The sequence below is a fragment of the Paracoccus salsus genome, assembly GCF_021556615.1.
GTDB classification, from domain to species: domain Bacteria; phylum Pseudomonadota; class Alphaproteobacteria; order Rhodobacterales; family Rhodobacteraceae; genus Paracoccus; species Paracoccus salsus.
Map to the genome: position 1 here is coordinate 203,523 of NZ_JAKGGD010000004.1, position 25,279 is coordinate 228,801.

A 25,279-nucleotide genomic window follows, 5' to 3' on the forward strand; every position below is an offset into this window, starting at 1 on the left:
GGTTTTCGGCGCATTGCCCGCTGGACCCGTTGCGCGGTGCCGCCCAGCAACGCGCGCGGCCGTTGCGCGGTTTGACACGGATCAAATACAGGGCCGTCCCGCCGCATATAATCGCCCCATCCGAACGCAAGGAGGCGTCACATGCCGCGACTTTTCATGCTTCTTCTGTCGATCTCGATAGCCACCTTGGCCGGAATGGGCGTGATCGTCGTGCTGGTTCTGGGCCATGTCGGCATGTGGCCGATCCTGACCGGCGCGGGCATCGGCGCCATCGCGGCCTTCCCCGTGTCCTGGCTGGTCGCGCGCCGCATCACGAACCGGGAAAGCTAGGCTGACGGATCAGAACGCCACCCCGGACCACAGGCCGATATTGGCATAGGGGGTGAACTCGCCGGTCCGCACCACCGCCCGCGCGTCGCGTGTCATCGCTTTGAAATCATTGTGCGATATGGTTTCGGTCCGCCCGATGTCGCGCTGTCGCAGCTGATGCGCCAGATCGGCTGAAGCCTCGCGGGCAAAGGCCGCGCGCTCCACCACCATCTCGGCCAGCACCGCGTCGAGCACATCGAACATCCCCGGCACGCCGCCCGTCACCGCCAGGTCGATGCAGCGCACGCCAGCCGGAACCGGCAGCCCGGCATCGCCGATCACCAGCAGGTCGCCATGACCCAGCGCGGCGACCAGCCCCGACAATTCGGCATGCAGCAGCTTGCCGCGCTTCATTCCCGTCCCTCCGGCAAGGTCTTGGCCAGATAGCGCATCATGTTGCCGCCCATGATCTTGGCGATCTGCGCGTCGTCCAGCCCTGCATCCATCAAGGCCTGCGTCAGCGCCGCCAGATGCGCCGCGTCGAACGGCGCATCCACCGATCCGTCATAATCCGACCCCAGCGACACGTGATCCTCTCCCGCCAGCGCGACCGCCGCGCGGATCGAACCGGCGATGTCGGACGGCGTGGCACCGCAGACCACGTCCGACCAGTAACCGATGCCGATCAGGCCGCCCTTTGCCGCGATCTGCGCCATCAGCACGTCGTCCAGATTGCGTTGGCTGTCGCAATGGCCGTGGATCCCGGTATGCGACAGGATTGGCCGCGCGCCCTCGATCGCCAGCACGTCGCGCACCATTTGCGGCGAGGCATGGGCCAGATCGATCACCATGCCCCGCGCGATCATCCCCTGCACCACCTGTCGGCCGAAATCGGACAGTCCGGCCCCGGATCCGCCCTCGCCATGCAGGCTGCCGCCCAGTTCGTTGTCGAAGAAATGCGTCAGCCCCATCAACCGGAAACCGGCATCGTAAAGAACGTCCAGATTGGCCAGATCGCCTTCCAGCGGGTGGCCGCCCTCGCTGCCCAGGATGGCGCCCAGCACCTGCTGACCCGATGCGCGGTCGGCCAGCAGCGCGGCCAGATCCGCGCGCGTGCGGATCAGCCGCAGTCGGTCGGGCGCGCGCGCAGCCATGTCGCGCAGCGCCTCGCCCTGCACCAGCGCGCGCTCCTTCAGCGAAAACCACGACCGCACCGGCCGCAGTTGCCCGACGAACAGCGGGGTGATGTTGTCGGCAGCCTCGGCGCTGTTGCCGTCATAATTCTGGCCGCGCGGGCTTTTGGTGACGGTGGTGAAGACCTGCACCGCGACATTGCCTTCCAGCAGGCGCGGGACATCCGTATGGCCCCGGTCAGCACGCTTGAGCAGGTCACGATCCCACAGCAAGGGATCGGCATGCAGATCGCCGATCACCAGGTTGCTGTGCAATGCCTCTGCCTCGGCGCTGACCGGCCAGCCTTCATCGGGCATTCGCAGCGGGTTCAGGCTGCGCTCGACATAGCCCGGCGCAAGCACGAGGAACGCCGTCGTTGCGACGACGATAAGGACCACAGCCGACACAAGGAACCGTCTCAGCATCCGCATCTCCGTTGTTCTCGGGCATGGACCCGCCACGCGACAGCCTGATGACAAACATGCCATCTTTCCTGCGGAAAGATCCATGCCCCGGACCGCCGGACATCGCCAGGGCGTTCGTCAGCCCGGCGCGATGACCGGCCCGGTCCATCATGGAATGGCCCGGCGGCATGCCCGTGCGCAACGACCTCGTGATGCTCTGCCGGCCCGGTCCGGTCATGGCTCCAGCGCTTCCAGCTCGTCGATGAAGCCTTCGATCATCGACAGTCCCTTGTCCCAGAAGGCAGGGTCCGACGCATCGAGGCCGAAGGGCGCCAGCAGATCCTTGTGGTGCTTCGCGCCGCCCGCCGCCAGCATCTCGAAATATTTCGACTGGAAGTCCGGCAGCCCGTCCTCGTAGGCCGCATAGAGCGCGTTCACCAGCCCGTCGCCGAAAGCATAGGCATAGACGTAGAATGGCGAGTGTACGAAATGCGGAACATAGGTCCAGAACGTCTCGTAGCCGGGCATGAATTCGAACACCGGTCCAAGGCTTTCGGCCTGCACGCTCATCCACAACGCGTTGATGTCGTCGGGGGTCAGTTCGCCCTCGGCGCGTGCCGCATGCAGCTTGCATTCGAAATCGTAGAAGGCGATCTGACGGACGACCGTGTTGATCATGTCCTCGACCTTGCCGGCGAGCAGGGCCTTTTTCTGCGCGGGATCGCCGGTCTTTGCCAGCAGAGCGCGGAAGGTCAGCATCTCTCCGAAGACCGAAGCGGTCTCGGCCAGGGTCAGCGGCGTGGCCGCCAGCAATTCGCCCTGGTCGGCGGCCAGCCGCTGATGGACGCCGTGGCCCAGCTCGTGCGCCAGCGTCATCACGTCACGCGGCTTGCCCAGGTAGTTCAGCAGGACATAGGGATGCACGGTGGTGACGGTGGGGTGGGCGAAGGCGCCGGGCGCCTTGCCGGGCGTCACGGCCGCGTCGATCCAGCCGCGATCGAAGAACGGCTCGGCAAGCTCGGCCAGCCTGGGAGAAAATCCGGCATAGGCATCCAGCACCGTGGCGCGGGCTTCGCCCCAGCCGATGGTTCTGGGCGCATCGGTTGGCAGCGGCGCATTGCGGTCCCAGACCTGCAATTTGTCCAGACCCAGCCAGCGCGCCTTCAGCGCGTAATAGCGATGCGACAGGCGCGGATAGGCGGCCGTGACGGCGTTTCGCAGCGCCTCGACCACCTCGGGCTCGACATGGTTGGACAGGTGGCGGCCGTATTGCGGCGTGGGCATCTTGCGCCACTTGTCCTCGATCGCCTTTTCCTTGGCCAGCGTGTTGTGGATGCGCGCAAACAGCTTGACGTTCTGGCCGAAGACGCGTGCCAGCGCATGGGCGGCCGTCTCGCGCCGGGTCCGGTCGTGATCGGTCAGCAGGTTCAGTGTTTCCTCCAGCCCCATCGCCTGACCATCGACATCGAAGCTCAGCGCGGCGCTGGTCTCGTCGAAGAGGCGGTTCCAGGCCGCGGCCCCGACGACCGAATTGTCGTGCAGGAACTGTTCCAGCTCGTCCGAGAGCTGATGCGGCCGCATCGCGCGCATCCGGTCGAAGACCGGCTTGTAGCGCGCCGGTCCGCCATCCGCGCCGAAGACAGACTCGTAGCTGGCGTCGGGGATGCGGTTGAATTCGAGGCTGAAGAACACCAGCGGCGTGGTGATGTCGGTGATCCGCCCCTGCAGGTCGCCCAGCATCTTGGCGCGGGCCGGATCGACGGTGTTCTGGTAATAGCGCAAGCCCGCATAGGACATGATCCGCCCGGCGATGATGTCGATCTGCTGATAGGTTTCGATGCAGGCCAGCATCCCGGCCGGGTCCAGATCGGCCAGTTTGCCCTGGTAGCGTGCGGCGAAGTCCTTCACCATGACGTCCAGCCGTTCGATGTCCGAGACCAGTTCGGGCGCATCGGGCGACGCATAGAGATCGCTCAGATCCCATTCCGGAAGATCGCCAAAGGGGCTGCTCTTGACCCGCTCGGCGGCGTCGAAGGTCGGGTGTCCTGCCATGTTCGTGGTCCTTTGCTGATTTGGACTAGATGTGGACCGCTGCCGACCGGTTCGCAACCCTCGGGCGGTGGATCGTGCCTGTGCCGTATCGAAGGCCGTCGCGGACGACGATCAGAGTGCGGCGAAGGCAGGGGCATGTCCGATGGCGGCGCCACGCGGAAGCTGGCCAAGGACAAGCAGATGCGGGCCGGCATAGGGTGAGGCCAGCTCTGCCGGTTCGAAACCGAACCGTGCGTAATAGCCGGGATCGCCAAGCACCACGACAGGGGTGCCCTCGGCCCGTGCGATCGCCTCGCGGACCAGTGCCGTGCCGATGCCAAGCCCCCGTGCCCCGGCGGCGACCGCAAGCGGGGCCAGTGCCAGGGCGGGACGCTCGCCCGTCAGCGGTGACAGCGCCACCTGGCCCAGGATGGTCCCCGCCGCCTCGGCCACCAGCGACAGCGTCAGGTCGCCCTGATCGCGCAAGCCACGGACAAGGCGCGCCTCGTCCTTGCCGTCGAAGGTCTCGCGCAGCAGGCGATCGATGGCGTCGCGGTCGCCGCGCTGCTCGGCCCGGATCGCCGGCATGACCTCGCGTTGTTCCAGGTCGCGCCCCAGATCGCCGCCATCACGCCCCCAGGCGCTGTCGGCCGTGCGGTGCTGGTGGGCGGCGAAGGCCTCGGCGTCGCGAAACAGTTCGGCCAGATGCCAGATCAGCGGATCCTCGTCCTGCCACAGGTCAAAGCGCAGATTGCCCGGCTCGGCGCGGCTCAGCTCGACGTGATCGGGCAGCAGCGAAAGCGCCGCCATCATCTGCCGGGCGTCGGCGCAGATCAGCCGGCCAGACAGCGCGACCATCGGGCGGGCCAGTTCGATCGGCGTGCCGGACGGATCACGGCTGTCGGGAAGACGGGGATGGTGGTGTCCGCAGGCGCAGCTCATCTGGTGTCCTTCACTCGGGCGATCCGCGCAATTGCGGCGGCAGTGTCACGGGCTTTGTCGCCCGGGATGAGGCGAAGCCAGAGGTCGCGGTCTGGGCGGCGATGCCGATGCGGATCATCTGCGCCTCTCCTTGTCAGGTCTCTTCTATCAGGCGGTCCCGGGCCACACGTCAAGGTCAGACCCGTTCGCCCTCCGACATGCGTCGCAGGAAATCGGCCGCTTCGGCGCGGATCGTCCTTCGCTTGTCCTCGTCCATCCGGTCCCAGTTGCCATAGATCCGGCTGATCCTCGGATTGGCCTCGAGCCTGTCGCGGTGGCGGATCATGAAATCCCAGTAGAGCAGGTTGAACGGGCAGGCCTTCTCGCCGGTCCTGGCGCTGACCGAATAGTCGCAGCCGCGGCAGTAATCGGACATCTTGTTGATATAGTTGCCCGAGCTGACATAGGGCTTGCTGCCGACGATCCCGCCATCGGCGAACTGGCTCATCCCGATCGTGTTCGGCGCCTCGACCCATTCATAGGCATCGATATAGACCGACAGGTACCACTCGTGGACCTCTGCGGGGTCAATTCCGGCCAGCAGCGCGAAATTGCCGGTGACCATCAGCCGCTGGATATGGTGGGCATAGGCAAGGCGCCGCGTCTGGCCTATGGCGGCCGCCATGCAGGCCATCTTCGTCGCTCCGCCCCAATAGAGCCACGGCAGCTTGCGTTGATGGTTCAGCGCGTTGCGGCTGGTGTAGTCGGGGCCTTCGAGGAAATAGATCCCGCGCATGTATTCGCGCCAGCCAATGATCTGGCGGATGAAACCCTCGGCGGAATTGAGACGCACCTTGCCATCGGCATAGGCGCTGGCAGCCGCCTCGCAGACCTCGCGCGGCAACAGCAGCCCGGCGTTGAGATAGGGCGACAGCACCGAGTGATGCAGCAGCGGATCGTCCTGAAGCATGGCGTCCTGATAGGGTCCGAACATGTCCAGGGAATGGCGGATGAAATGGTGCAGCGCCTTCAGCGCGCCATCGCGGTCGGTCGCATAGCCGAAGGGGCGCAGATCGCCGAAATTGTCCCCGAACCGCGCCTCGACCAGGTCGAGGACCTCCTGCGTCACCGCGTCGGGGTCGAAACTCGGCGGTTGCTGGCGCAGCATGTCGGCCTGTGCGGGCTTGCGGTTGTCGTGGTCGTAGTTCCATTGGCCACCCGCGGGCTGGTCGCCATCCATCAGCAGCCCGGTCTTGCGGCGCATCTCTCGATAGAACCATTCCATCCGCAGTTCCTTGCGGTCCTTCGCCCATGCCTCGAAGTCGGCATGGCTGGCCAGGAAGCGATCGTCGGGCAACTGGCGGACCTTGATCGGCAGATAGGTCAGCATGTCGATCAGCCGCCATTCGCCAGGCTCGGTCGCAATGACCTCGTCGGCCTCGAACTGGGCGGCACGGCGCAGCAATTCGCCGCCGATCTTCTGGCTGTTCCCGGCGTCGTCCAGCCGCGTGTAGGCGACACGAAAGCCCGCGTCTTGCAGCTCTGCGGCGAATTTGCGCATGGCGGCGAACAGGAAGGCGATCTTCTTGGGATGGTGACGAACATAGCCGGCCTCGTCCATGACCTCGGCCATCACCACCACATCGCCGTCTTGGGCCGCACGCAAGCAGGCGACATCGCGCGACAGCTGGTCGCCCAGCACGAGGATCAGTCGGGTCATCGCGGCTTCCTGCAACGACGGGGTGCGAAGGCGGCCTCGCGCGTGCCCCTCAGATGGTCATTCCCATTCGATCGTGCCCGGCGGTTTCGAGGTGATATCGTAGGTGCAGCGGTTGATGCCCTTGACCTCGTTGATGATCCGCGTCGCGGTCTCGCCAAGGAAATCGTGGCTGAAGGGATAGTAATCCGCCGTCATGCCATCGACCGAGGTGACCGCGCGCAGCGCGCAGGCATAGTCATAGGTGCGGCCGTCGCCCATCACGCCAACGGTGCGGACCGGCAGGATCGCCACGAAGGCCTGCCAGATCTCGTCATAGAGGCCGTGCCGGCGGATCTGGTCGATGAAGACCGCATCGGCCTTGCGCAGGATCTCCAGCTTGTCGCGGGTGATCTGGCCGGGGCAGCGGATCGCCAGGCCCGGACCGGGGAAGGGGTGGCGTCCGATGAATGTCTCGGGCAGGCCCAGTTCGCGCCCCAGCGCCCGAACCTCGTCCTTGAACAGCTCGCGCAGTGGCTCGACCAGCTTCAGGCCCATCTTCTCGGGCAATCCGCCGACATTGTGATGCGACTTGATGGTGACAGACGGACCGCCGGAAAAGCTGACGCTCTCGATGACGTCGGGATAAAGTGTGCCCTGGGCCAGGAATTCGGCGCCATCGATCCTGGCGGCCTCGCGCTGGAAGACATCGATGAACAGCTTGCCGATGGTCTTGCGCTTGACCTCGGGGTCGCTGACCCCGTCCAGCGCCGACAGGAACAGGTCGGATTCGTCGGCATGGATCAGCGGAATGTTGTAGTTGTCGCGGAACATCGTCACGACTTCCTCGGCCTCGTTCAGCCGCAGCAGGCCATGATCGACGAAGACGCAGGTCAGCTGATCGCCGATCGCCTCGTGGATCAGCACGGCGGCCACACTGCTGTCGACACCGCCCGACAGCCCGCAGATCACGCGGCGATCGCCGACCTGTTCCCGGATCTTGCGGATCGCCTCGTCCTTGTAGCTGGCCATCGTCCAGTCGCCGGTAAAGCCGGCAAGCTTGACGAAATTCTGCAGCATCCGCCGACCGCTGGGGGTGTGATGCACTTCCGGGTGGAACTGCACCGCGTAGAAATGCCGTGTCTCGTCAGCAATCATCGCCATGGGTGCGTTGGGCGATGTGCCGATCACCTCGAAGCCCGGCGCCATCCGGGTCACGCGGTCGCCATGGCTCATCCAGACTTCCTCGCGTCCGGTCCCGAACAGACCCGCGAAAATGCCGTCCTGCTTGTGGCCGGGGGCAGGGGCGATGAAGGCGCGACCATATTCGGCATGGTGGCCTGCTTCGACATGGCCGCCCAGCTGCTGCATCATCACCTGCTGGCCGTAGCAGATGCCGAAGATCGGCACGCCCATCTCGAAGACCGCCTGCGGGGCACGCGGGCTGCCTTCTTCCGTGACGCTGGCGGGGCCTCCGGACAGGATGATGGCTTGCGGCGGATCGGCACGCAGCTGCTGGTCCGTGACGGCGTTGAACGGGCGGATTTCGCAATAGATGTTCAGTTCGCGCAGGCGGCGCGCGATCAACTGCGTCACCTGTGAGCCGAAATCGATGATCAGAAGGCGCTGGTGCTGTGTCATGGTTGCGCTTTAAGGTCGGTCGGGCGGGCGTGCAAGAGCCAAGCGGACAGCCGCGCGCGCCTGGAACTCGCGGCACCCTGCGCGCGTTGTATTTTGTCAATTTTCTCAAGCCGCTCAGCCAGAGGTCGCCATGTCTGCCAAACCGATCGCCGCCATGCTTCTGTCCATCGCCGCGCTGGCGGCCTGCGAACCGTCCACCGTGAATGACAGCCTGTCCGTTGGCGAGGTCGGGCCTGTGCCGCCAGCCGAAGAGTCGCTGGCGGCCATCTGCACCGGCGACGCGTCCATGCAGCAGCAGATGGCTGATGCCGTGAATGCCGCGCGCGTGGCCGAGGGCAAGGCCGTTCTGGGCGTCGATGCCAGCTTGAACCGGATCGCGCAATCGCATGCCTGCGACATGGCGGCGACGGGGCGGGCGACGGTCGCCGGCTCGAACGGCTCGAATGTGGTGGATCGGGCCCGCGCCGTCGGCTATCCGGCCTGCGGTCTGGTGCAACTGGTGTCCGTGGGCGGGGCGCCGGCCGGGATCGTTTCCTCGTGGCTGACCTCGACGCCGCAGCGGGTCGAGTTGCTGGGTCAGCATAGCGATGATCTTGGCGTCGGCGCCGCGCGGGGCGCCGATGGCCGCATGTGGTGGAGCGTGGTGCTGGGCGACGACTGCGCATGATCGCCGCAGCCGTCACCGAACCATAGCCGCCGCGCGCGTGCCCGGACTACTGCTCGGGAACCAGACCGCGTGGGGCAAAGCGCAGCACCAGCAGCAGAACCAGACCCATGGCGATGAACCGCATATGGGCCGCGCTCTCCAGCAGATGCGCCTTGAGCCCGCCATCCGGCAGCGGCGCGGTCAAGAACGCGATCAGGGCCGGTCCCCAGACTTCGGCCTTGATCCACAGGAACCAGATCAGCACCGCGCCCAGCACCGCGCCCCAGTTGTTGCCGGACCCGCCGACGATCACCATCACCCAGATCAGGAAGGTATAGCGCAGCGGGTTGTAGCCGACCGGTGCCATCAGCCCGTCCTGTGTGATCATCATCGCCCCGGCGATGCCGATGACCGCAGAGCCCAGCACGAAAATCTGCAGATGCCGCGCGGTCACGTCCTTGCCCATCGCCTCGGCCGCCGTCTCGTTGTCGCGGATCGCGCGCATCATCCGGCCCCAGGGCGATTTCAGCGCCAGCTCGGCCAGAAGGATGATGGCCAGCAGAACGACCAGGAACAGCAGCATGTAGCAGATCTTGACCCAGATCCCCGAGGCCTCGGCGGCGCTGAAGCCCCAGCTGTGGGCGAAGGCCACGAATTCCGGGTTGTTCTGGAGGTCGATCTCGTAGGGGACCGGGCGCGGGATCGAGGTGACGTTCTTGACGCCCCGCGCCAGCCAGTCCTCGTTCTTCAGCACGGCCACGATGATCTCGCCGATCCCCAGCGTCGCGATCGCCAGGTAATCCGACCGCAATCCCAACGCGACCTTGCCGACCGCCCAGGCGGCGGCCGCCGCGAAGGCGCCGCCCACCAGCCAGGACAGCAGGACCGGCAGACCAAGGCCGCCGATATTGCCGTGCCGGGACGGGTTGTTGCCCTCGATGGCCAAGACCGCCGGATCGAACAGCCAGCGATAGACGACGAATCCCGTGATCAGGATCATCAGCACGACAAGCCCGCGTCCGGCGCGCAGGAGTTTCCACGCCTGCGCGGCCAGCGCCAGCGTGCCAAGGCCGACCGCCAGCGCGATCAGCAGGCGGACCCCGCCAGTGCTCCATGCCCCGGGGACGGGCTGGGTGGCGATCAGAACGGGCGCGACCCCGCCAAGGGCCAGAAAACCCACCACGCCGACGTTGAACAGGCCCGCATAGCCCCATTGCATGTTGACGCCCAGGGCCGTGATCGCCGAGATCAGGCCCATGTTCAGGATGCCGAGCGCGGTGTTCCAGCTGCCCGAGAACATCGCGTTGCGCATCGTGCCTTCCATGACGAACAGCACGGCGAGCAACGCGAACAGGATCGGCGCGCGCCACGGGCTTGCACGATCGGCCTGACGGTTCGTTGACATGACAGACCCCCTTACACCGACTTGCCGCGGAACAGGCCGGTGGGCCTGAACAGAAGCACGACGATCAGAATGACGAAGCTGACGGCAAACTTGTATTCGGTGCCCAGCAACTGAAGCAGGCCTTCCGGCTGCCAGGCCGGGAACAGGTAGCCCGCGATCTTGAGCCACGGATAGGTGATCGCGACCTCGGAAAAGGCCACGACGAATCCGCCGGCGATCGCACCGATCGGATTGCCCAGCCCGCCGACGATGGCGGCGGCGAAGATCGGCAGCAGGATCTGGAAATAGTTGAACGGCTTGAAAGCCTTGTCCAGACCATAGAGGACGCCCGCAATGGTGGCGAGGCCCGCTGCGATGATCCAGGTCATCCGCACGACCTTGTCCGGGTCGATGCCCGACAGCAACGCCAGGTCCTCGTTGTCGGAATAGGCGCGCATGGCCTTGCCCGACTTGGTGCGGTTGAGAAACCAGAACAGCGCCCAGACGACCAGCACGGCGATGACCAGCGTCAGCGCCTGCGTGGTCTTGAACGCCAGACCTTCGGTCAGCCCGGTCATTTCACGGAAGGTCCGCACGTCGATCACGAAGCGCGCGCCGTCGGCGAAACGCTGTTCATCGACCCCGATCAGCAGCCGGGTCAGGCCGTTCATCAGGAACATTACCCCGACCGAAGCCATCACGAGGATGATCGGCGCGACCCGCTGCACCCGGTAGAAACGATAGACCGCCCGGTCGGTCACCAGCGCCAGCGCGGCGGTGGCGGCGATGCCGACCGGCAGCGCCAGCAGCGCGGTCGGCAGCGGCCCCATCGAGATGCCCAGCCCCTGCAGGCCCCAGGTCGCCAGAATGGTGACCGCCGTGCCGAACGCCATGGTGTCGCCATGGGCGAAGTTCGAAAACCGCAGGATGCCGTAGATCAGCGTGACCCCCAGCGCCCCCAGCGCAAGCTGGGCGCCGTAGGCGGCCGCAGGGATCACCACGAAGTTCAGGATGGCGACAACGGCGTTCAGGATATCCATGGCTCAGCCCCCCAGGAAGGTGCGACGGACGTCCGGATCGGCCAGCAGGGCCTGCCCGGTATCCGTGTAACGGTTCTCGCCCTGAACCAGGACATAGCCGATATCCGCGATTTCCAGCGCCTGGCGGGCGTTCTGTTCGACCATCAGGATCGAGATGCCGGTGCGCGCGATCTCGATGATGCGGTCGAACAGTTCGTCCATGACGATCGGGCTGACGCCCGCGGTCGGTTCGTCCAGCATCAGAAGCTGCGGCTTCGTCATCAAGGCGCGGCCCACGGCGACCTGCTGGCGCTGCCCGCCCGACAATTCGCCCGCCGCCTGGCGGCGCTTGTCCTTGAGGACCGGAAACAGGTCGAACACCTGGTCCATGGTCTCGTCGACGTCCTCGTCACGAATGAACGCCCCCATCTCAAGGTTTTCCCGGACCGTCATCGAGGGAAAGACGTTGTTGACCTGGGGCACGAAGCCCATGCCCTTGCGGACGCGTTCCTGCGGAGACAGCGCGGTGATGTCCTCGCCGTCCAGCGTGACGCGCCCCTGGCGCAGGTTCAGCATTCCGAACACGGCCTTCATGGCGGTGGATTTGCCGGCGCCGTTGGGACCGACGATCACCGCGATCTGGCCCTTGTCCACCGTCAGCGTGCAGTCATGCAGGATATCGACCTTGCCATAGCCGCCGCGCATGTCGGTCGCGGCCAGATAGTGGCTGGCGGGTTCATTGCGTGCCGGCGCGGTGTCTGCCTGTGCCTCGCTCATGCGATGACCTCGGCTTGCCCGGCCTTGACCCGGTTCTTCAGCCCGGTGCCCAGATAGGCCTCGATCACGTCCTCGTTCTGCATGATCTCGTCCGAGGCGCCCTCGGCCAGAACCTTGCCCTCGGCCATGACGATCACCGGGTCGCAGAGGCGGGCGATGAAATCCATGTCGTGCTCGATCACGCAGAAGGTATAGCCGCGCTCCTTGTTCAGCCGCATGATGGCGTCTCCGATCGTTCCAAGAAGCGTGCGGTTCACGCCGGCACCAACCTCGTCCAGAAACACCACCTTCGCATCGACCATCATCGTGCGGCCCAGCTCCAGCAGCTTCTTCTGGCCACCCGAAAGATTGCCGGCCTTTTCGTCGGCCAGATGCCTGATGGTGAGGAATTCAAGAACCTCGTCCGCGCATCGGCGCAGTTCGGCCTCTTCGCGCTGGATCTGCCCGCGCTTGAACCAGGTGCTCCAGATCGTCTCGCCGGTCTGTCCGCCCGGCACCATCATCAGATTCTCGCGCACCGTCATCGAGGCGAACTCATGCGCCAGCTGGAAGGTGCGCAGCAGGCCACGATGGAACAGCGTGTGCGGAGGCAGTCCGGTGATGTCCTCGCCGTCCATGTAGACACGCCCTGATGTGGGCGGCAGAACGCCCGCGATGACGTTGAACAATGTGGATTTTCCCGCCCCGTTCGGTCCGATCAGCCCGGTGATGGAGCCGTCGCGGATGCTCAGGCTGGCGCCATCGACAGCCCGAAACCCGCCGAAATGGCGATGAAGGTCCTCGACCCTTATCATTCTGGTTTTCCCCGTCTTCACGATCTGGGTGAAGTGTGGCCGCCAATGCGGCTCTTGTCATTGGAAAAAGGCCCGGCGCATCGATGCGCCGGGCCCCGCAACCCTTTCGGCTCACCGGTAGCCGACGATTTCCATCTCGCCGTTGCTGAAGGCGACTTCGCGATACACGCCAGCGGATTCCCCCGCGCCGACCAGTTCGACCGAGGTCGCGCCGACGTAATCGACATCACCGCCGCCGTTGATGATCTCAAGCGCCTTGGCCAGGTCGCCCGGCATGATCTTTTCGCCGGGCTCGTTGGCGACGTCCATGATCTTGTCCTTGTAGATGCCCGGATCGCTGCTGCCGGAAGCGGCCATCGCCAGCAGCATCAGCGCGGCGGCATCATAGGCCTCGGCCGAGAACGCGCCCGCTCCGTCGAAGCCGGCTTCCTCGGCCATCTTCAGATAGGTTTCGCGGCCCTCGCCTTCGGCGGCGGGGTTCTGGCCGAAGCTGCCGTCGATCTCGGAGCCGAAATTCTCGAGCAGCGCGGTGCCGATCATGCCGTCGGGGAACACGAATGTGTCGAAGGCACCGGTGTCAAGCGAGGCGCGCACCACGCCCGACCCGCCCTGGTCCACATAGCCCGCCACGACCAGCGCGTCACCGCCCGCTGCCGCCAGCGCGGCGACCTCGGCCGAGTAGTCTGCCTTGCCGTCGTCATGGGCGCTGTTGACGGTCACATTGCCGCCCTTGGCCTCGTATGCGGCCTGGAAACTGTCGGCCAGGCCCTTGCCATAGTCGTTGTTGGTGTAGGTCACCGCCACCGACTCGATCCCACGCTCCATCAGGATGTCGGCCATCACCTCGCCCTGGCGCGCATCCGACGGCGAGGTGCGGAAGAACAGCCCGTTATCCTCGATCACCGACAGCGCCGGCGACGTGGCCGACGGCGAAATCATGACGATGCCATTCGGCTTGGCGACATTTTCCAGCGAGGCGATCGTTTCGCCCGAACACATGCCGCCGACGATCCCCTTGACGCCCTCGGCCGTGATCAGGCGCTCGACGGTCGCCGTGGCGGCGGCAGCGTCTGCGCAGGTGGAATCGCCTTCGACCGCGGTCACGGTCGAACCGTCCAGCAGCAGGCCGGAATCGCTGGCCTCCTTCATGGCCAGCTTGGCCCCGTCGCGCATGGCAGGCGCCATCGATTCAAGCGGGCCCGTGAACCCGAGCGAAATTCCCATCTTTATTTCTTCGGCGCCGGCCGAGCCCGCGATAAGGGCCCCGGCGGCGGTCGCAAGAAGTAGCTTTTTCATTGTTTGTCTCCCAGTTGGAACAGAGTCCTGATGGCGAGGTTAGAAGCGCGGTTCCGAAAAGAAAAGCATCATTACGCCACGTTATGTCTGACCATTGAGGCAGGTTCGTGGGATCGCGAGGCCGGATCAGCGCCAGGCTCGGGGTTCTGAGCGCCGGCGGAAAAAAAGACCCGGCAGCGCCGCAACCAGCCAGCCCAGGCCGAACCCGACCGCTGCGCCTGCAAGGCCCGCGACCGTGACCGGGATCGCGGGCCGAAAATCACCCCATGTGGCCGCCAGGGTCTGGGGGTCGCGCAGGCGATGGGGCAGAAGCATCCGTTCCACCGGGCCAGCACGTCGCAGCATGGTCAAATCCTGCTGCGCGCGCTGCAACCGCCTGAAGGCGCGGCGCAGATCGGCCTGATGCGCGTCGCGAAACCGGCTGCCGGCCAGGTCGCGCAGGGCCTCGTCGCGCGACAGGCCGGCCTTTTCGGCACTTGTGTCGAAATCCGCCGCGATCCTTTCCAGCGCATCGACCTGACCGCCCAGGCGTTGCACATACTGGTCCGAAAACGCCGGAAACTGCGACAGCAGCGTGGCAAGAAGCGCCGCCGACGCCAGTCGCAGCAGGACGCTCAACTGCCCGGAGCCGGCAGGCCAAGGATCGGCCGGTAGATGTCGCATATCCGTCCGACCGCATCGCGGGGCGACATCTCGACGCTATCGCCGCTGCGCCGGCTGGTCACCTCGACCTTGTTGCTGGCCAGGCCGCGCGGCCCGACCGTGATCCGCCATGGCAGGCCGATCAGGTCGGCGGTGGCGAACTTGGCCCCGGCGCGTTCCTCGCGATCATCGTAAAGCGGATCCAGTCCGCGCGACTTCAGCTCGGCATAGATTGCCTCGCAGGCGCCGTCGGTCGAGCCGTCGCCCTGCTTGAGGTTGACGATCCCGACATGGAAGGGCGTAACGCCTTCGGGCCAGATGATGCCCTTATCGTCATGGCTGGCCTCGATGATCGCGCCCAGCAACCGCGAGACGCCGATCCCGTGGCTGCCCATGTGAACGGGCACCCGGCTGCCGTCGGGACCGACCACGGTCGCGCCCATCGGTTCGGAATACTTGGTGCCGAAATAGAAGATCTGGCCGACCTCGATGCCGCGCGCGCTGCGGCGGCGTTCCTCGGGGATCCGGTGGAAGGCCGCCTCGTCATGGGTTTCGTCGGTGCGGGCATAGCGGCTGGTGAATTCCTCCAGCACGGATTGGCATTGCGCGACATCATCATAATCGATCTGCCGGTCGCCAAAGCTCAGATCGGTGATCGCGCTGTCATAAAAGACCTCGGATTCGCCGGTCTCGGCCAGCACCAGGAATTCATGCGTGTAATCGCCGCCGATCGGGCCGCCATCGGCGCGCATCGGGATCGCCTGCAGCCCCATCCGCTCATAGCTGCGCAGATAGCTGACCAGATGCCGGTTGTAGGCGTGCAGAGCCGCCTCCTTGGTCAGGTCGAAATTGTAGCCGTCCTTCATCAGGAATTCGCGGCCCCGCATGACGCCGAAGCGCGGGCGGATCTCGTCGCGGAACTTCCACTGGATGTGGTACAGCGTCAGCGGCAGGTCCTTGTAGCTGTTCACATGGCTGCGGAAGATGTCGGTGATCATCTCCTCGTTGGTCGGCCCGTACAGAAGGTCGCGCTGGTGGCGATCCTTCACCCGCAGCATTTCCTCGCCGTAATCGTCATAACGGCCGCTTTCGCGCCACAGATCGGCGGGTTGCAGCGTGGGCATCAGCATCGGGATATGGCCGGCGCGGACCTGTTCCTCGTGGACGATCTGCTCGATGCGACGCAGCACCTTGAAGCCCATCGGCAGCCAGGAATAGATCCCCGCCGTCTGCTGCTTGATCATGCCGGCACGCAGCATCAGCCGGTGGCTGACGATCTGCGCCTCCTTGGGGTCTTCCTTCAGCACGGGCAGGAAATAGCGCGACAGACGCATGGGCGGCCTCATCAAAGCGTTTCCGCCCCGTGTAGGGCACCGGCGGGCAGGGGGCAAGACGCGCCGCTTGCCGCAGGCGTGGATCGGCGGCCATACTGGGTCGAAGTTGATCGCGAGTGCCCCGATGTCCCGACCAAAGCCCCCGCCCAAGACTCTGCTGGATTGGCTGGGGCTGCGACAGGCCCCGGAATGGTCGGTGGCGCGACCTCTGGGCGGGCTGGTCACGGTCGTGCTGGCCTTGCTGTTCGCGGTCGCGCTGGCCGCGGCGATGGTTCTGCTGGTCCGCACCATCGGCGGCGGCGAGGGTTCGCTTGGCACCGGCGCGCTGATCGTCGCGCTGCTGTCGGCGCCCTTCCTGATCTGGAACACGGTGATCCGCCACCGCGCGCTGGAATTCCAGAAGGAAGGCCACCTGACCGACCGTCTGGCCAAGGCGGTCGAGCAGCTGGGCGCCGAGAAGACCGTCAAGAAGATCGTGCGTGACGCTGCGGGGCAGCCGATCAAGGACAAGGACCTGAAGGTCGTTGTCGAGGAAACCACCGAACCCAATCTGGAGGTCCGCATCGGCGGGTTGCTGTCGCTGGAACGCATCGCGCAGGATTCGACCGCCTATGACCAGGGCCGCGACCATGTCCGGGTGATGGAGATCATCTGCGCCTATATCCGCAACAACGCCCCGGCGAAGGATGCCAGGGACTTTCCCCTGCGCGATCTCGATCCGCTGCCCGACGACGCCACGCCCGACCAGCGCAAGACCCATCTGGCCTATGTAAACCTGCGCCGGTACGCGGGCGGAAACCTGCGCGAATGGTCCGCGTCGCTGCCGAAGCCGCGCGAGGATATCATGCTGGCGCTGAGCATTCTGGAACGCCGGTCCGACAGGCAGCGGCGGATCGAGGCCGCGCATGGACGCGATGATGTGGTCGAGGCCCCCTGGGTCTTTGCCGAACCCTGGACGCGCCTGCCGGACCGGCCCGAGGGGCAAGCGCATGGCGCCGATGTCATCGAGGCTTTCAAGCGGGATCTGCGAAACTGGCGCGACAAACTGTGGGACTATGGCGGCTACCGGCCGGATCTGCGCCGCACCTGCCTGCAAGGCGCCGACCTGTCGCGATTCCGTCTGGCGGGGTCAAGGCTGAACGGGGCGCGGCTGGAAGGCGCGACCCTTGTTGGGGCGCGGCTGCAAGGGGCGAACCTTTTGGGGGCGCGGCTGGACGGGGCGGACCTTCGTATGGCGCGGCTGGACGGGGCGGAGCTTTGGTGGGCACGGCTGGACGGGGCGTTCCTTTGGAAGGCACGGCTGGAAGGGGCGGAGCTTTGGCGGGCGCGGCTGCAAGGGGCGAACCTTCGTATGGTGCGGCTCGTTTGCACCTCTTTGGGCGCCTCTGCATGGGATGGTGCGGCCCTGAAAGAGGTGGATCTGTCTTCGGCGAGCGAGGTCACCCGGGAGCAGGTCCAATCATCCTTCGGCGATGCCAGCGTGATCCTGCCGGACCATCTGCGCCCGCCGCCCGGTCACTGGCCTGACTGGAATCTTGGAATTCAGGAGTTCGACGATCAATGGCGCCTCTGGCAGGCCGATCGCGCGAATTACCGCCCGCCGCCGCGCCCGGCACCGGACCAGACAGGCTGACCGCACCTTGCAACCCCGATCCCGACCGGCCACATAGTCTGGAAACAGCTTCAGGGGCCTTTCGCGATGCGTGTTCCGGGACAGAAACAGGTCGTCTGGTGGGGCATCTCGCTGGTCGGGCTGCTGGTGGTGATGTGGCTCTTGGGGCAGGCGGTGCTGCCCTTCATCCTGGGCGCCGGCGTCGCCTATCTGCTGGACCCGGTCGCCGACCGGCTGGAACGGGCCGGGCTGTCGCGGACCATGGCCGTGGTCGTCATCTCGATCGGCGCGGTGCTGATCTTTGCCGCCGTGATCCTGCTGATCGTGCCGGTCATGGTGCGTCAGGCCGCCGCCCTGATCGAGACCGCGCCGCAGATGATCGAACAGGCGCGCGGCTTTGTCAGCGCCCGTTTCCCCGAGATCCTGCCCGAAGGCGGCACCATCGGCACCGCCCTGAGCGATCTGGGCAAGGCGATGGGCGATCAGTGGAGCAATGTCGCCCAGACCCTGATGAGGTCGCTTGGCGGGATGATCAGCATCGTCGCGCTGCTGGTGATCGTGCCGGTCGTGGCCTTCTACCTGCTGCTGGACTGGGACCATCTGGTGGCCGAGATCGACCGGCTGCTGCCGCGCGAACATGCGCCGACGCTGCGCCGGCTGGCAGGCGACATCGACGCGGCGCTGTCGGGCTTCGTGCGCGGGCAGGGGTTGGTGATCCTGATCCTCGGCACCTGGTATTCCATCGCGCTGATGCTGGTCGGGTTGCCGTTCGGGTTCTTCATCGGCATCATGGCCGCGATCCTGTCCTTCATCCCCTATGTCGGCGTGCTGATCGGCGGGCTGACGGCGATCGGGGTGGCGCTGTTCAGCTTCTGGGGCGATCCGCTGTGGATCGGCGCGGTCATCGCGATCTTTGCGATCGGGCAGGTGGTCGAGGGCAATTACCTGCAACCCAAGATCGTCGGCGGCCATGTCGGGCTGCACCCGGTCTGGCTGCTGCTGGCGCTGTCGGTGTTTGGCGCGCTGTTCGGCTTTGTCGGGCTGGTCATGGCGGTGCCGCTGGCTGCGGCACTGGGCGTGCTGGCTCGATTCGGCATCGAGCGTTACCGTGTCAGCGCGCTTTACACCGGGCAGGGCGACCCGGCGGCGCATGTGCCCCCCATGCTGGTCGAGATCGCGCCGCGCGGCACCGTCGAGGCCGAGCTGCGGAAGCTCGCGCACGCCGCCGACCGCCGCAAGGCCGCCGCCGACGTCGAGGCCATGCAGGACGACCTGCAGCGTCACAAGGACTGACGCCGCGTGTCCCGCCAGCTGACCCTTGATCTCAGCACACCGCCGGCGCATTCGCGGGCCGATTTCCTGCCCGCGCCCGCCAACGCCGCCGCCCTGGCCGCGCTGGACAACCCGCAGGACTGGCCGCAGGGGCGGATGTTGCTGGTCGGTCCCGAGGGGGCGGGCAAGTCGCATATGGCCGCCTTCTGGGCGGCCGAGAACGGCGCCCGTCGGGTCAGGGCCGCGGCGCTGCGCCCCGAGGCCGCCGATGCCCTCGCGGCCGAGGGCGGCGCGCTGGTGGTCGAGGATGCCGATCGCGCCGGCCGGGCGGCAGGCGCCGAGCAGGCGCTGTTCCATCTGTGGAATCTGTGCGGGCCGCGGGACTGCCTGCTTCTGCTGACCGCCCGCACCGCGCCGCGCGACTGGGGGCTGGTCCTGCCGGATCTGCGGTCGCGGATGGACGCGATGCCGCAGGTCAGGCTTGGCCCGCCGGATGACGGGTTGCTGGCGGCGGTGCTGGTCAAGCTGTTCGCGGATCGCCAGCTGGCGGTCCCGGTCGGGCTGATCGACTGGCTGGTTGTCCGCATGGAGCGCGATCTGGGGCAGGCCCGCCGGCTGGTGGCCGCCATCGACCGCGCCGCGATGGCTCAGAAGGGCCCGGTGACCCGCCGGATCGCCGCTGATCTGCTGGACAACCTGCCGCGGGCTGACGCATGATCGCGCCGCCCTTGCAGCCCTCTGACGGATCATGACCCAGGCCGATTTCCTTCGCACCCCGTTTCCCGAACCGCGCGAATTGCCCGGCGGCATTCCCGAGGGACCCGCCCGCTTCTTCAACCGCGAACTCAGCTGGCTGTCCTTCAACTGGCGGGTTCTGGACGAGGCGCGCAATTCCCGCGTGCCATTGCTGGAACGGCTGCGTTTCGTGTCGATCAGTGCGGCCAATCTGGACGAATTCTATACCGTCCGTGTCGCCGGCCTGCGCGAACTGGTCCGCGAGGGGAATTCCAGCATTTCGGATGACGGGCTGACGGCATCCGAGCAGCTCAGCCTGATCAATGCCGACGCCCGCCGCCTGATGGGCGCGCAGCAGGGCGTCTGGAACAATCTGCGCCGCGAGATGGAGGAGGCCGGGATCGTCATCCTGTCACGGTCGCGCCTGTCGCGGGCCGAAGAGGATTTCCTGCACCGCTATTTCGAGAACAGCGTGTTGCCGGTGCTGTCACCCCTTGCGATCGACCCGGCGCATCCGTTTCCGTTCATCCCGAATGCCGGGTTCTCGCTGGCTCTTGAACTGGCGCCGGAAGGCAAGGGAAGGCGGATGCAGGCGCTGCTGCCGATTCCCGCACAGCTTCCGCGTTTCGTCAGGCTGCCCGGTGGCGAGCGGTTCCTGCGGCTTGAAGACCTGCTGCTGATGCATCTGTCCAGTCTTTTTCCAGGCTATCGCGACATCGGTCACTGCGCCTTCCGGGTGCTGCGCGACAGCGATCTGGAGGTCGAGGAAGAGGCCGAGGATCTGGTCCGCGAATTCGAGACGGCCTTGAAGCGTCGCCGCCGCGGCAGCGTGATCCGGCTGAAGATCACCGCCGGCGCCCCCGACCGGATGCGCCGCCTGATCATGGAGGAACTGGAGGTCAGCGCAGACGAGGTGATCGAGGTCGAGGGTCTGCTGGGCGTTGCCGATCTGCGCGAACTGGTTCTGGAAAACCGCCGCGACCTGCTTTGGCCAGGCTTCACGCCGCGGGTCCCCGAACGCGTGCAGGACCATGGCGGTGACATGTTCTCGGCCATCCGGCAAAAGGACATGCTGCTGCATCATCCCTACGAGACCTTCGACATGGTGGTGCGCTTTCTGGCGCAGGCGGCCCGCGACCCTGACGTTCTGGCGATCAAGCAGACATTGTACCGCACCAGCCGCGAAAGCCCGATCGTCGAGGCGCTGTGCGAGGCCGCCGAGGCCGGCAAGTCGGTGACCGCGCTGGTCGAACTGAAGGCGCGATTCGACGAAGCCGCCAATATCCGCCAGTCGCGTCGGCTGGAACGGGCGGGCGCGCATGTCGTCTATGGCTTCGTGAACTACAAGACCCACGCCAAGATCAGCACCGTCGTGCGGCGCGAGGGCGAGAACCTGGTGACCTATACCCATTACGGGACCGGCAACTACCATCCGATCACCGCCCGCATCTATACCGACCTGTCGCTGTTCACCTGCGACCCGGCGCTGGGGCGCGACGCGACGAAGGTGTTCAACTACCTGTCGGGATATGTTCAGCCCGACGGCCTCGAGAACCTGTCAATCTCGCCCATCGACATGAAGGAGCGGTTGCTGTCGCTGATCGCGCGCGAGGCGGAATTCGCCCGGCAGGGCCGTCCGGCGGCGATCTGGGCCAAGATGAATTCCCTGATCGAGAAAGACGTGATCGACGCGCTTTATGCCGCCGGCGCGGCCGGGGTCAAGATCAGCCTCGTGATTCGCGGCATTTGCGGAATACGTCCAGGTATCAAGGGCTTGTCCGAGAATATTCGCGTCAAGTCGATCATTGGCCGCTACCTTGAGCATTCCCGGATCGTGTGTTTCGGGAACGGACATGGACTGCCATCCAAGAAGGCGCGGGTGTTCTTTTCCTCGGCAGACTGGATGGGGCGCAACCTGATGCGGCGGGTCGAGACATTGGTCGAATGCCTGAACGACACGGTGAAGGCGCAGATCGTCAGCCAGATCATGGCCGCCAACATGGCCGACGAGGCGCAAAGCTGGCTGCTGCACCCGGACGGACGATTCGTGCGATACCTGCCCGATGGGCGCGACGACCTGTTCAACTGTCACCGTTTCTTCATGGAAAATCCGTCTCTTTCCGGCCGGGGAACGGCCGGCGCGCGGGATGTTCCGGCGCTGACCCATTCGCCCGATTGACCCTCGCGGCCAGACGGGTCATTAACGTGTCGACGCGCAAGCAAGAGGCTTTGCAATGAACGGCGTGGTGACAGCGACCGGCAAGACGATCGAGCCTCTGGGAAAGATGTTCGCGAAACTTCCCAAGCGGGCCCTGTCGCGAGTCGGCGTTGTCGATGTCGGGTCGAACTCGATCCGGCTCGTGGTGTTTGACGGCGCGGCGCGTTCCCCTGCCTATTTCTACAACGAGAAGGTGATGGCCGGGCTGGGCGCCGAGATGGCCACCACCGGGCGGCTGAACCCGGCCGGTATCGAACGCGGATTCGATGCGTTGCGGCGCTTTGCCGCCCTGGCAAAGGGCATGGGTATCGAACCGCTGACCTGCGTGGCGACCGCGGCCGTCCGGGAGGCCGAGGATGGTCCGGCCTTCCAGAGCCGGGTCGAGCGTGAAACCGGCATCAAGATGTGGGTCATCGACGGCGAGGAAGAGGCGCGGCTTTCGGCGCAGGGCGTGCTGCTGGGCTGGCCCGAAGCCAAGGGCATGGTCTGCGATATCGGCGGCAACTCGATGGAACTGGCAGAGATCGCCGGCGGCAAGGTCGGACGCCGCGCGTCGTCGCCTCTGGGACCGTTCCGCCTGCAGCAGGTGAATGGCGGCAAGGACGGGCTGAAAAAGCATATCCGCAAGATCATGTCCGATCTTGCCGGCAGGATGGGCACCGATCACGAACGCATCTATCTGGTGGGCGGCTCGTGGCGCGCCATCGCCCGGCTTGACATGGAACGCCGTGCCTATCCGATGACGGTCCTGCACGAATACCGCATGACGCCTGAGGCGGTCGCCAAGACCGTCGACTACATTTCGGGCAACGATCTGGGCGAGTTGCGTGGCCGGGTCGGCATCTCGGCCTCGCGCATGGAACTGGTCCCGCTGGCGTCGCAAGTGCTGTCGGAACTGGTCTCGACCTTCAAGCCGGCCGAACTGGCCGTGTCCAGCTATGGTATCCGCGAGGGGCTGCTCTACGAGCACATGTCCGAAAGCCTGCGCCGTCGCGATCCGCTGATCGAGGCCGCGCGCTTTTCCGAGCGTCAGCTGGCGCGGATTCCGGGGTTCGGCAAGAAGCTGTACCAGTTCATCTTGCCGATCTTCGACGGCGCCCGGCCCGAACGCGACCGGCTGATTCATGCGGCCTGCCTGTTGCACGACACGACCTGGCGAACCCATCCCGATTACCGCGCCGAGGCCTGTTTCGACAATGTGACGCGGGCGAACATGGCAGCGCTCAGCCATTCCGAACGGGTGTATCTCGGGCTGGCCCTGCTGCACCGCTACAAGAACAACCGTTCGAATTCACCGATGGCCCCTGTGTTCGAGCTGCTGGGCGCCGATGAGATTCAGTCAGCCGAGATCCTGGGCAAGGCCATGCGGTTCGGCGCGATGTTCGCCATCGACGACCCCTCGGACGCGGGTGCGCTGCGGCTTCGAAACGGCAAGCTCGAGCTGCGGCTGACCAAGATGGGCCGCAGCCTGATGGGCGAGGTCGCCCATGCGCGGTTCCGGTCGCTGTGCGGTTCGATGCAGGTCGAACCGCTGGTCCGCGACTGATCGCCCACATCAAGGCCTTCATGCCGGCCGGTCGTCGCGGGTCTGCCAATGCCTGCGGTCCTGGCGCGTTTTCCTGTGTCCCGGACACGAAAAGGGCGCCCCCAGGGGCGCCCTTTCCAATCCTGCCACCGTGGTGGCCAGGCGGATGATTACATCATGCCGCCCATGCCGCCCATGCCGCCCATGTCGGGCATGCCGCCGCCCTGGCCCTTCGGCTCGGGCTTCTCGGCGATCATGGCTTCGGTGGTGATCAGCAGGCCAGCGACCGAGGCTGCGTCTTCCAGCGCGGTGCGGACGACCTTGGCCGGGTCGATGACGCCGAACTTGAACATGTCGCCATATTCTTCGGTCTGGGCGTTGAAGCCAAAGGTCTTGTCGCTGGATTCCCGGATCTTGCCCGCGACGACGGCTCCGTCGACACCGGCGTTCTCGGCGATCTGGCGCATCGGAGACTCAAGCGCGCGGCGCACGATGGCGATGCCTGCTTCCTGATCCGAGTTCTCGCCCTTCAGGCCTTCCAGCGCCTTGCCGGCCTGAACCAGCGCGACACCGCCGCCCACGACAACGCCTTCCTGAACGGCCGCGCGGGTCGCGTTCAGCGCGTCGTCGACACGGTCCTTGCGCTCTTTCACTTCGATCTCGCTCATGCCGCCGACGCGGATCACGGCAACACCGCCGGCCAGCTTGGCCACGCGTTCCTGCAGCTTTTCCTTGTCGTAGTCCGAGGTGGTTTCCTCGATCTGCTGGCGGATCTGGCTGACGCGGGCCTCGATCTCGGACTTCTCGCCATTGCCGTCGACGATGGTGGTGTTGTCCTTGTTGATCGAGATCTTCTTGGCCGTCCCCAGCATGTCGATGGTGACGTTTTCCAGCTTCATGCCCAGGTCTTCGCTGATGACCTGACCGCCGGTCAGGATCGCGAGGTCCTGCAGCATCGACTTGCGGCGATCACCAAAGCCCGGTGCCTTGACGGCGGCGATCTTCAGGCCGCCGCGCAGCTTGTTGACGACCAGCGTGGCCAGCGCCTCGCCCTCGACGTCCTCGGCGACGATCAGCAGCGGCTTGCCCGACTGGATGACCGATTCCAGCAGCGGAACCATCGGCTGCAGCGACGACAGTTTCTTTTCGTGCAGCAGGATGTAGCAGTCTTCCAGATCGGCGACCATCTTGTCGGGGTTGGTCACGAAATAGGGCGACAGGTAGCCGCGGTCGAACTGCATGCCTTCGACGACTTCGACCTCGGTCTCCATCCCCTTGTTCTCTTCGACGGTGATGACACCCTCGTTGCCGACCTTCTGCATCGCATCGGCGATCTGGCGGCCGATCGAGGTTTCGCCATTGGCCGAGATCGTGCCGACCTGGGCGACTTCGTCGCTGTCGGTGACGGGACGCGAGGCGGACTTGATGGCCTCGACGACTTTCAGCGTGGCAAGGTCGATGCCGCGCTTGAGGTCCATCGGGTTCATGCCGGCCGCAACGGCCTTCATGCCCTCCTTGACGATGGCTTGCGCCAGCACGGTGGCGGTTGTGGTGCCGTCGCCGGCCTCGTCATTGGTGCGCGAAGCGACTTCGCGGACCATCTGGGCGCCCATGTTCTCGAACTTGTCGGACAGCTCGATTTCCTTGGCGACGGTGACGCCGTCCTTGGTGATGCGCGGCGCACCGAAGGATTTGTCGATCACCACGTTGCGGCCCTTGGGGCCCAGTGTCACCTTGACGGCGTCGGCCAGGATGTTGACGCCTTTCAGCAGCCTGTCGCGGGCGTCGGTGCTGAACTTGACTTCTTTAGCAGCCATTTGAATCTCCTAATTTAGCGTGGAAGGATGCGA

Annotated in this window: 21 protein-coding genes; 7 read left to right on the forward strand and 14 right to left on the reverse strand. The window is 65.7% G+C overall.

Translation table 11 applies throughout. The features are described from left to right. Positions 1-141: 141 nt before the first annotated feature. Entirely contained in the window at positions 142-330 is a 189-nt protein-coding gene (locus L1965_RS10220; protein ID WP_235756328.1) for a hypothetical protein, read from the forward strand. Between the two features lie 9 nt (positions 331-339). On the opposite strand, the gene rbsD is transcribed toward L1965_RS10220, so the two are convergent. From rbsD to guaA, 6 genes are all read right to left on the reverse strand, one after another. Further along, the gene (gene rbsD, locus L1965_RS10225) at positions 340-723 is read right to left on the reverse strand and encodes a D-ribose pyranase (protein ID WP_235756329.1); all 384 of its coding nucleotides are present in this window, start codon (positions 721-723) and stop codon (positions 340-342) included. Then, positions 720-1,913, reverse strand: a complete 1,194-nt coding sequence (locus L1965_RS10230) for a dipeptidase (RefSeq protein ID WP_439332073.1) — start codon at positions 1,911-1,913, stop codon at positions 720-722. The genes rbsD and L1965_RS10230 overlap by 4 nt, the downstream gene beginning before the upstream one ends. A 207-nt stretch (positions 1,914-2,120) precedes the next feature. Then, positions 2,121-3,938 carry a M3 family oligoendopeptidase gene (locus L1965_RS10235; protein WP_235756331.1) on the reverse strand — a complete coding sequence of 606 codons (1,818 nt, stop codon included), beginning with the start codon at positions 3,936-3,938 and terminating at the stop codon, positions 2,121-2,123. Positions 3,939-4,049: 111 nt separating this feature from the next. Beyond that, entirely contained in the window at positions 4,050-4,859 is an 810-nt protein-coding gene (locus L1965_RS10240; protein ID WP_235756332.1) for a GNAT family N-acetyltransferase, read from the reverse strand. Between the two features lie 175 nt (positions 4,860-5,034). Further along, positions 5,035-6,558: a cryptochrome/photolyase family protein gene (locus L1965_RS10245; RefSeq protein ID WP_235756333.1), complete on the reverse strand. Its 1,524-nt coding sequence runs from the start codon at positions 6,556-6,558 to the stop codon at positions 5,035-5,037. Between the two features lie 57 nt (positions 6,559-6,615). Further along, on the reverse strand, positions 6,616-8,175 hold the full coding sequence (gene guaA, locus L1965_RS10250; RefSeq protein ID WP_235756334.1) for a glutamine-hydrolyzing GMP synthase: 1,560 nt from the start codon (positions 8,173-8,175) through the stop codon (positions 6,616-6,618). Between the two features lie 130 nt (positions 8,176-8,305). Here guaA and L1965_RS10255 point away from each other — a divergent pair, with 130 nt between their 5' ends. Further along, positions 8,306-8,842, forward strand: a complete 537-nt coding sequence (locus L1965_RS10255; RefSeq protein ID WP_235756335.1) for a CAP domain-containing protein — start codon at positions 8,306-8,308, stop codon at positions 8,840-8,842. Between the two features lie 46 nt (positions 8,843-8,888). Here the strand turns inward: L1965_RS10255 and L1965_RS10260 are convergent, their stop codons facing one another. The 7 genes from L1965_RS10260 to proS form a co-directional block, all read right to left on the reverse strand. Beyond that, the gene (locus tag L1965_RS10260) at positions 8,889-10,226 is read right to left on the reverse strand and encodes a branched-chain amino acid ABC transporter permease (RefSeq protein ID WP_235756336.1); all 1,338 of its coding nucleotides are present in this window, start codon (positions 10,224-10,226) and stop codon (positions 8,889-8,891) included. Positions 10,227-10,237: 11 nt separating this feature from the next. Next, positions 10,238-11,245, reverse strand: a complete 1,008-nt coding sequence (locus tag L1965_RS10265) for a branched-chain amino acid ABC transporter permease (protein ID WP_235756337.1) — start codon at positions 11,243-11,245, stop codon at positions 10,238-10,240. Between the two features lie 3 nt (positions 11,246-11,248). After that, positions 11,249-11,929 (reverse strand): ABC transporter ATP-binding protein, encoded by a 681-nt coding sequence (locus L1965_RS10270; RefSeq protein ID WP_235756442.1) that lies wholly within the window; start codon positions 11,927-11,929, stop codon positions 11,249-11,251. A 68-nt stretch (positions 11,930-11,997) separates the two neighbouring features. Further along, positions 11,998-12,795: an ABC transporter ATP-binding protein gene (locus L1965_RS10275; protein ID WP_235756338.1), complete on the reverse strand. Its 798-nt coding sequence runs from the start codon at positions 12,793-12,795 to the stop codon at positions 11,998-12,000. Positions 12,796-12,906: 111 nt separating this feature from the next. Next, positions 12,907-14,091 carry an ABC transporter substrate-binding protein gene (locus tag L1965_RS10280; RefSeq protein WP_235756339.1) on the reverse strand — a complete coding sequence of 395 codons (1,185 nt, stop codon included), beginning with the start codon at positions 14,089-14,091 and terminating at the stop codon, positions 12,907-12,909. A gap of 126 nt (positions 14,092-14,217) precedes the next feature. Continuing rightward, the gene (locus L1965_RS10285) at positions 14,218-14,709 is read right to left on the reverse strand and encodes a DUF2937 family protein (RefSeq protein WP_235756340.1); all 492 of its coding nucleotides are present in this window, start codon (positions 14,707-14,709) and stop codon (positions 14,218-14,220) included. After that, positions 14,706-16,067, reverse strand: a complete 1,362-nt coding sequence (proS, locus tag L1965_RS10290; RefSeq protein WP_235756341.1) for a proline--tRNA ligase — start codon at positions 16,065-16,067, stop codon at positions 14,706-14,708. Before proS ends, L1965_RS10285 begins: the two co-directional genes overlap by 4 nt. A 124-nt stretch (positions 16,068-16,191) precedes the next feature. Between proS and L1965_RS10295 the strand changes: the two genes are divergently transcribed. From L1965_RS10295 to L1965_RS10315, 5 genes are all read left to right on the forward strand, one after another. Next, on the forward strand, positions 16,192-17,700 hold the full coding sequence (locus L1965_RS10295; protein ID WP_235756342.1) for a pentapeptide repeat-containing protein: 1,509 nt from the start codon (positions 16,192-16,194) through the stop codon (positions 17,698-17,700). 66 nt (positions 17,701-17,766) lie between these two features. Beyond that, the gene (locus tag L1965_RS10300) at positions 17,767-18,972 is read left to right on the forward strand and encodes an AI-2E family transporter (protein WP_235756343.1); all 1,206 of its coding nucleotides are present in this window, start codon (positions 17,767-17,769) and stop codon (positions 18,970-18,972) included. Between the two features lie 6 nt (positions 18,973-18,978). After that, the gene (locus tag L1965_RS10305; RefSeq protein WP_235756344.1) at positions 18,979-19,668 is read left to right on the forward strand and encodes a P-loop NTPase family protein; all 690 of its coding nucleotides are present in this window, start codon (positions 18,979-18,981) and stop codon (positions 19,666-19,668) included. 31 nt (positions 19,669-19,699) lie between these two features. Beyond that, positions 19,700-21,865 carry an RNA degradosome polyphosphate kinase gene (locus L1965_RS10310; RefSeq protein WP_235756345.1) on the forward strand — a complete coding sequence of 722 codons (2,166 nt, stop codon included), beginning with the start codon at positions 19,700-19,702 and terminating at the stop codon, positions 21,863-21,865. Between the two features lie 55 nt (positions 21,866-21,920). Next, a complete protein-coding gene (locus tag L1965_RS10315; protein WP_439332074.1) occupies positions 21,921-23,450 on the forward strand; it encodes a Ppx/GppA family phosphatase in 1,530 nt (509 codons plus the stop codon). A 149-nt stretch (positions 23,451-23,599) separates the two neighbouring features. Here L1965_RS10315 and groL read toward each other — a convergent pair whose 3' ends face one another. Further along, the gene (groL, locus tag L1965_RS10320) at positions 23,600-25,246 is read right to left on the reverse strand and encodes a chaperonin GroEL (protein ID WP_235756346.1); all 1,647 of its coding nucleotides are present in this window, start codon (positions 25,244-25,246) and stop codon (positions 23,600-23,602) included. Between the last annotated feature and the right edge of the window lie 33 nt (positions 25,247-25,279).

Coding starts and splice junctions, on each gene's coding strand:
- L1965_RS10230 (WP_439332073.1), bottom strand. CDS start 1,913: ATGCGGATGCTGAGACGGTTCCTTGTGTCGGCTGTGGTCCTTATCGTC.
- groL (WP_235756346.1), bottom strand. CDS start 25,246: ATGGCTGCTAAAGAAGTCAAGTTCAGCACCGACGCCCGCGACAGGCTG.
- guaA (WP_235756334.1), bottom strand. CDS start 8,175: ATGACACAGCACCAGCGCCTTCTGATCATCGATTTCGGCTCACAGGTG.
- L1965_RS10315 (WP_439332074.1), top strand. CDS start 21,921: ATGAACGGCGTGGTGACAGCGACCGGCAAGACGATCGAGCCTCTGGGA.
- L1965_RS10275 (WP_235756338.1), bottom strand. CDS start 12,795: ATGATAAGGGTCGAGGACCTTCATCGCCATTTCGGCGGGTTTCGGGCT.
- L1965_RS10270 (WP_235756442.1), bottom strand. CDS start 11,929: ATGCGCGGCGGCTATGGCAAGGTCGATATCCTGCATGACTGCACGCTG.
- L1965_RS10310 (WP_235756345.1), top strand. CDS start 19,700: ATGACCCAGGCCGATTTCCTTCGCACCCCGTTTCCCGAACCGCGCGAA.
- L1965_RS10280 (WP_235756339.1), bottom strand. CDS start 14,091: ATGAAAAAGCTACTTCTTGCGACCGCCGCCGGGGCCCTTATCGCGGGC.
- L1965_RS10260 (WP_235756336.1), bottom strand. CDS start 10,226: ATGTCAACGAACCGTCAGGCCGATCGTGCAAGCCCGTGGCGCGCGCCG.
- L1965_RS10240 (WP_235756332.1), bottom strand. CDS start 4,859: ATGAGCTGCGCCTGCGGACACCACCATCCCCGTCTTCCCGACAGCCGT.
- L1965_RS10235 (WP_235756331.1), bottom strand. CDS start 3,938: ATGGCAGGACACCCGACCTTCGACGCCGCCGAGCGGGTCAAGAGCAGC.
- L1965_RS10220 (WP_235756328.1), top strand. CDS start 142: ATGCCGCGACTTTTCATGCTTCTTCTGTCGATCTCGATAGCCACCTTG.
- L1965_RS10300 (WP_235756343.1), top strand. CDS start 17,767: ATGCGTGTTCCGGGACAGAAACAGGTCGTCTGGTGGGGCATCTCGCTG.
- L1965_RS10245 (WP_235756333.1), bottom strand. CDS start 6,558: ATGACCCGACTGATCCTCGTGCTGGGCGACCAGCTGTCGCGCGATGTC.
- L1965_RS10295 (WP_235756342.1), top strand. CDS start 16,192: ATGTCCCGACCAAAGCCCCCGCCCAAGACTCTGCTGGATTGGCTGGGG.
- L1965_RS10255 (WP_235756335.1), top strand. CDS start 8,306: ATGTCTGCCAAACCGATCGCCGCCATGCTTCTGTCCATCGCCGCGCTG.
- rbsD (WP_235756329.1), bottom strand. CDS start 723: ATGAAGCGCGGCAAGCTGCTGCATGCCGAATTGTCGGGGCTGGTCGCC.
- proS (WP_235756341.1), bottom strand. CDS start 16,067: ATGCGTCTGTCGCGCTATTTCCTGCCCGTGCTGAAGGAAGACCCCAAG.
- L1965_RS10265 (WP_235756337.1), bottom strand. CDS start 11,245: ATGGATATCCTGAACGCCGTTGTCGCCATCCTGAACTTCGTGGTGATC.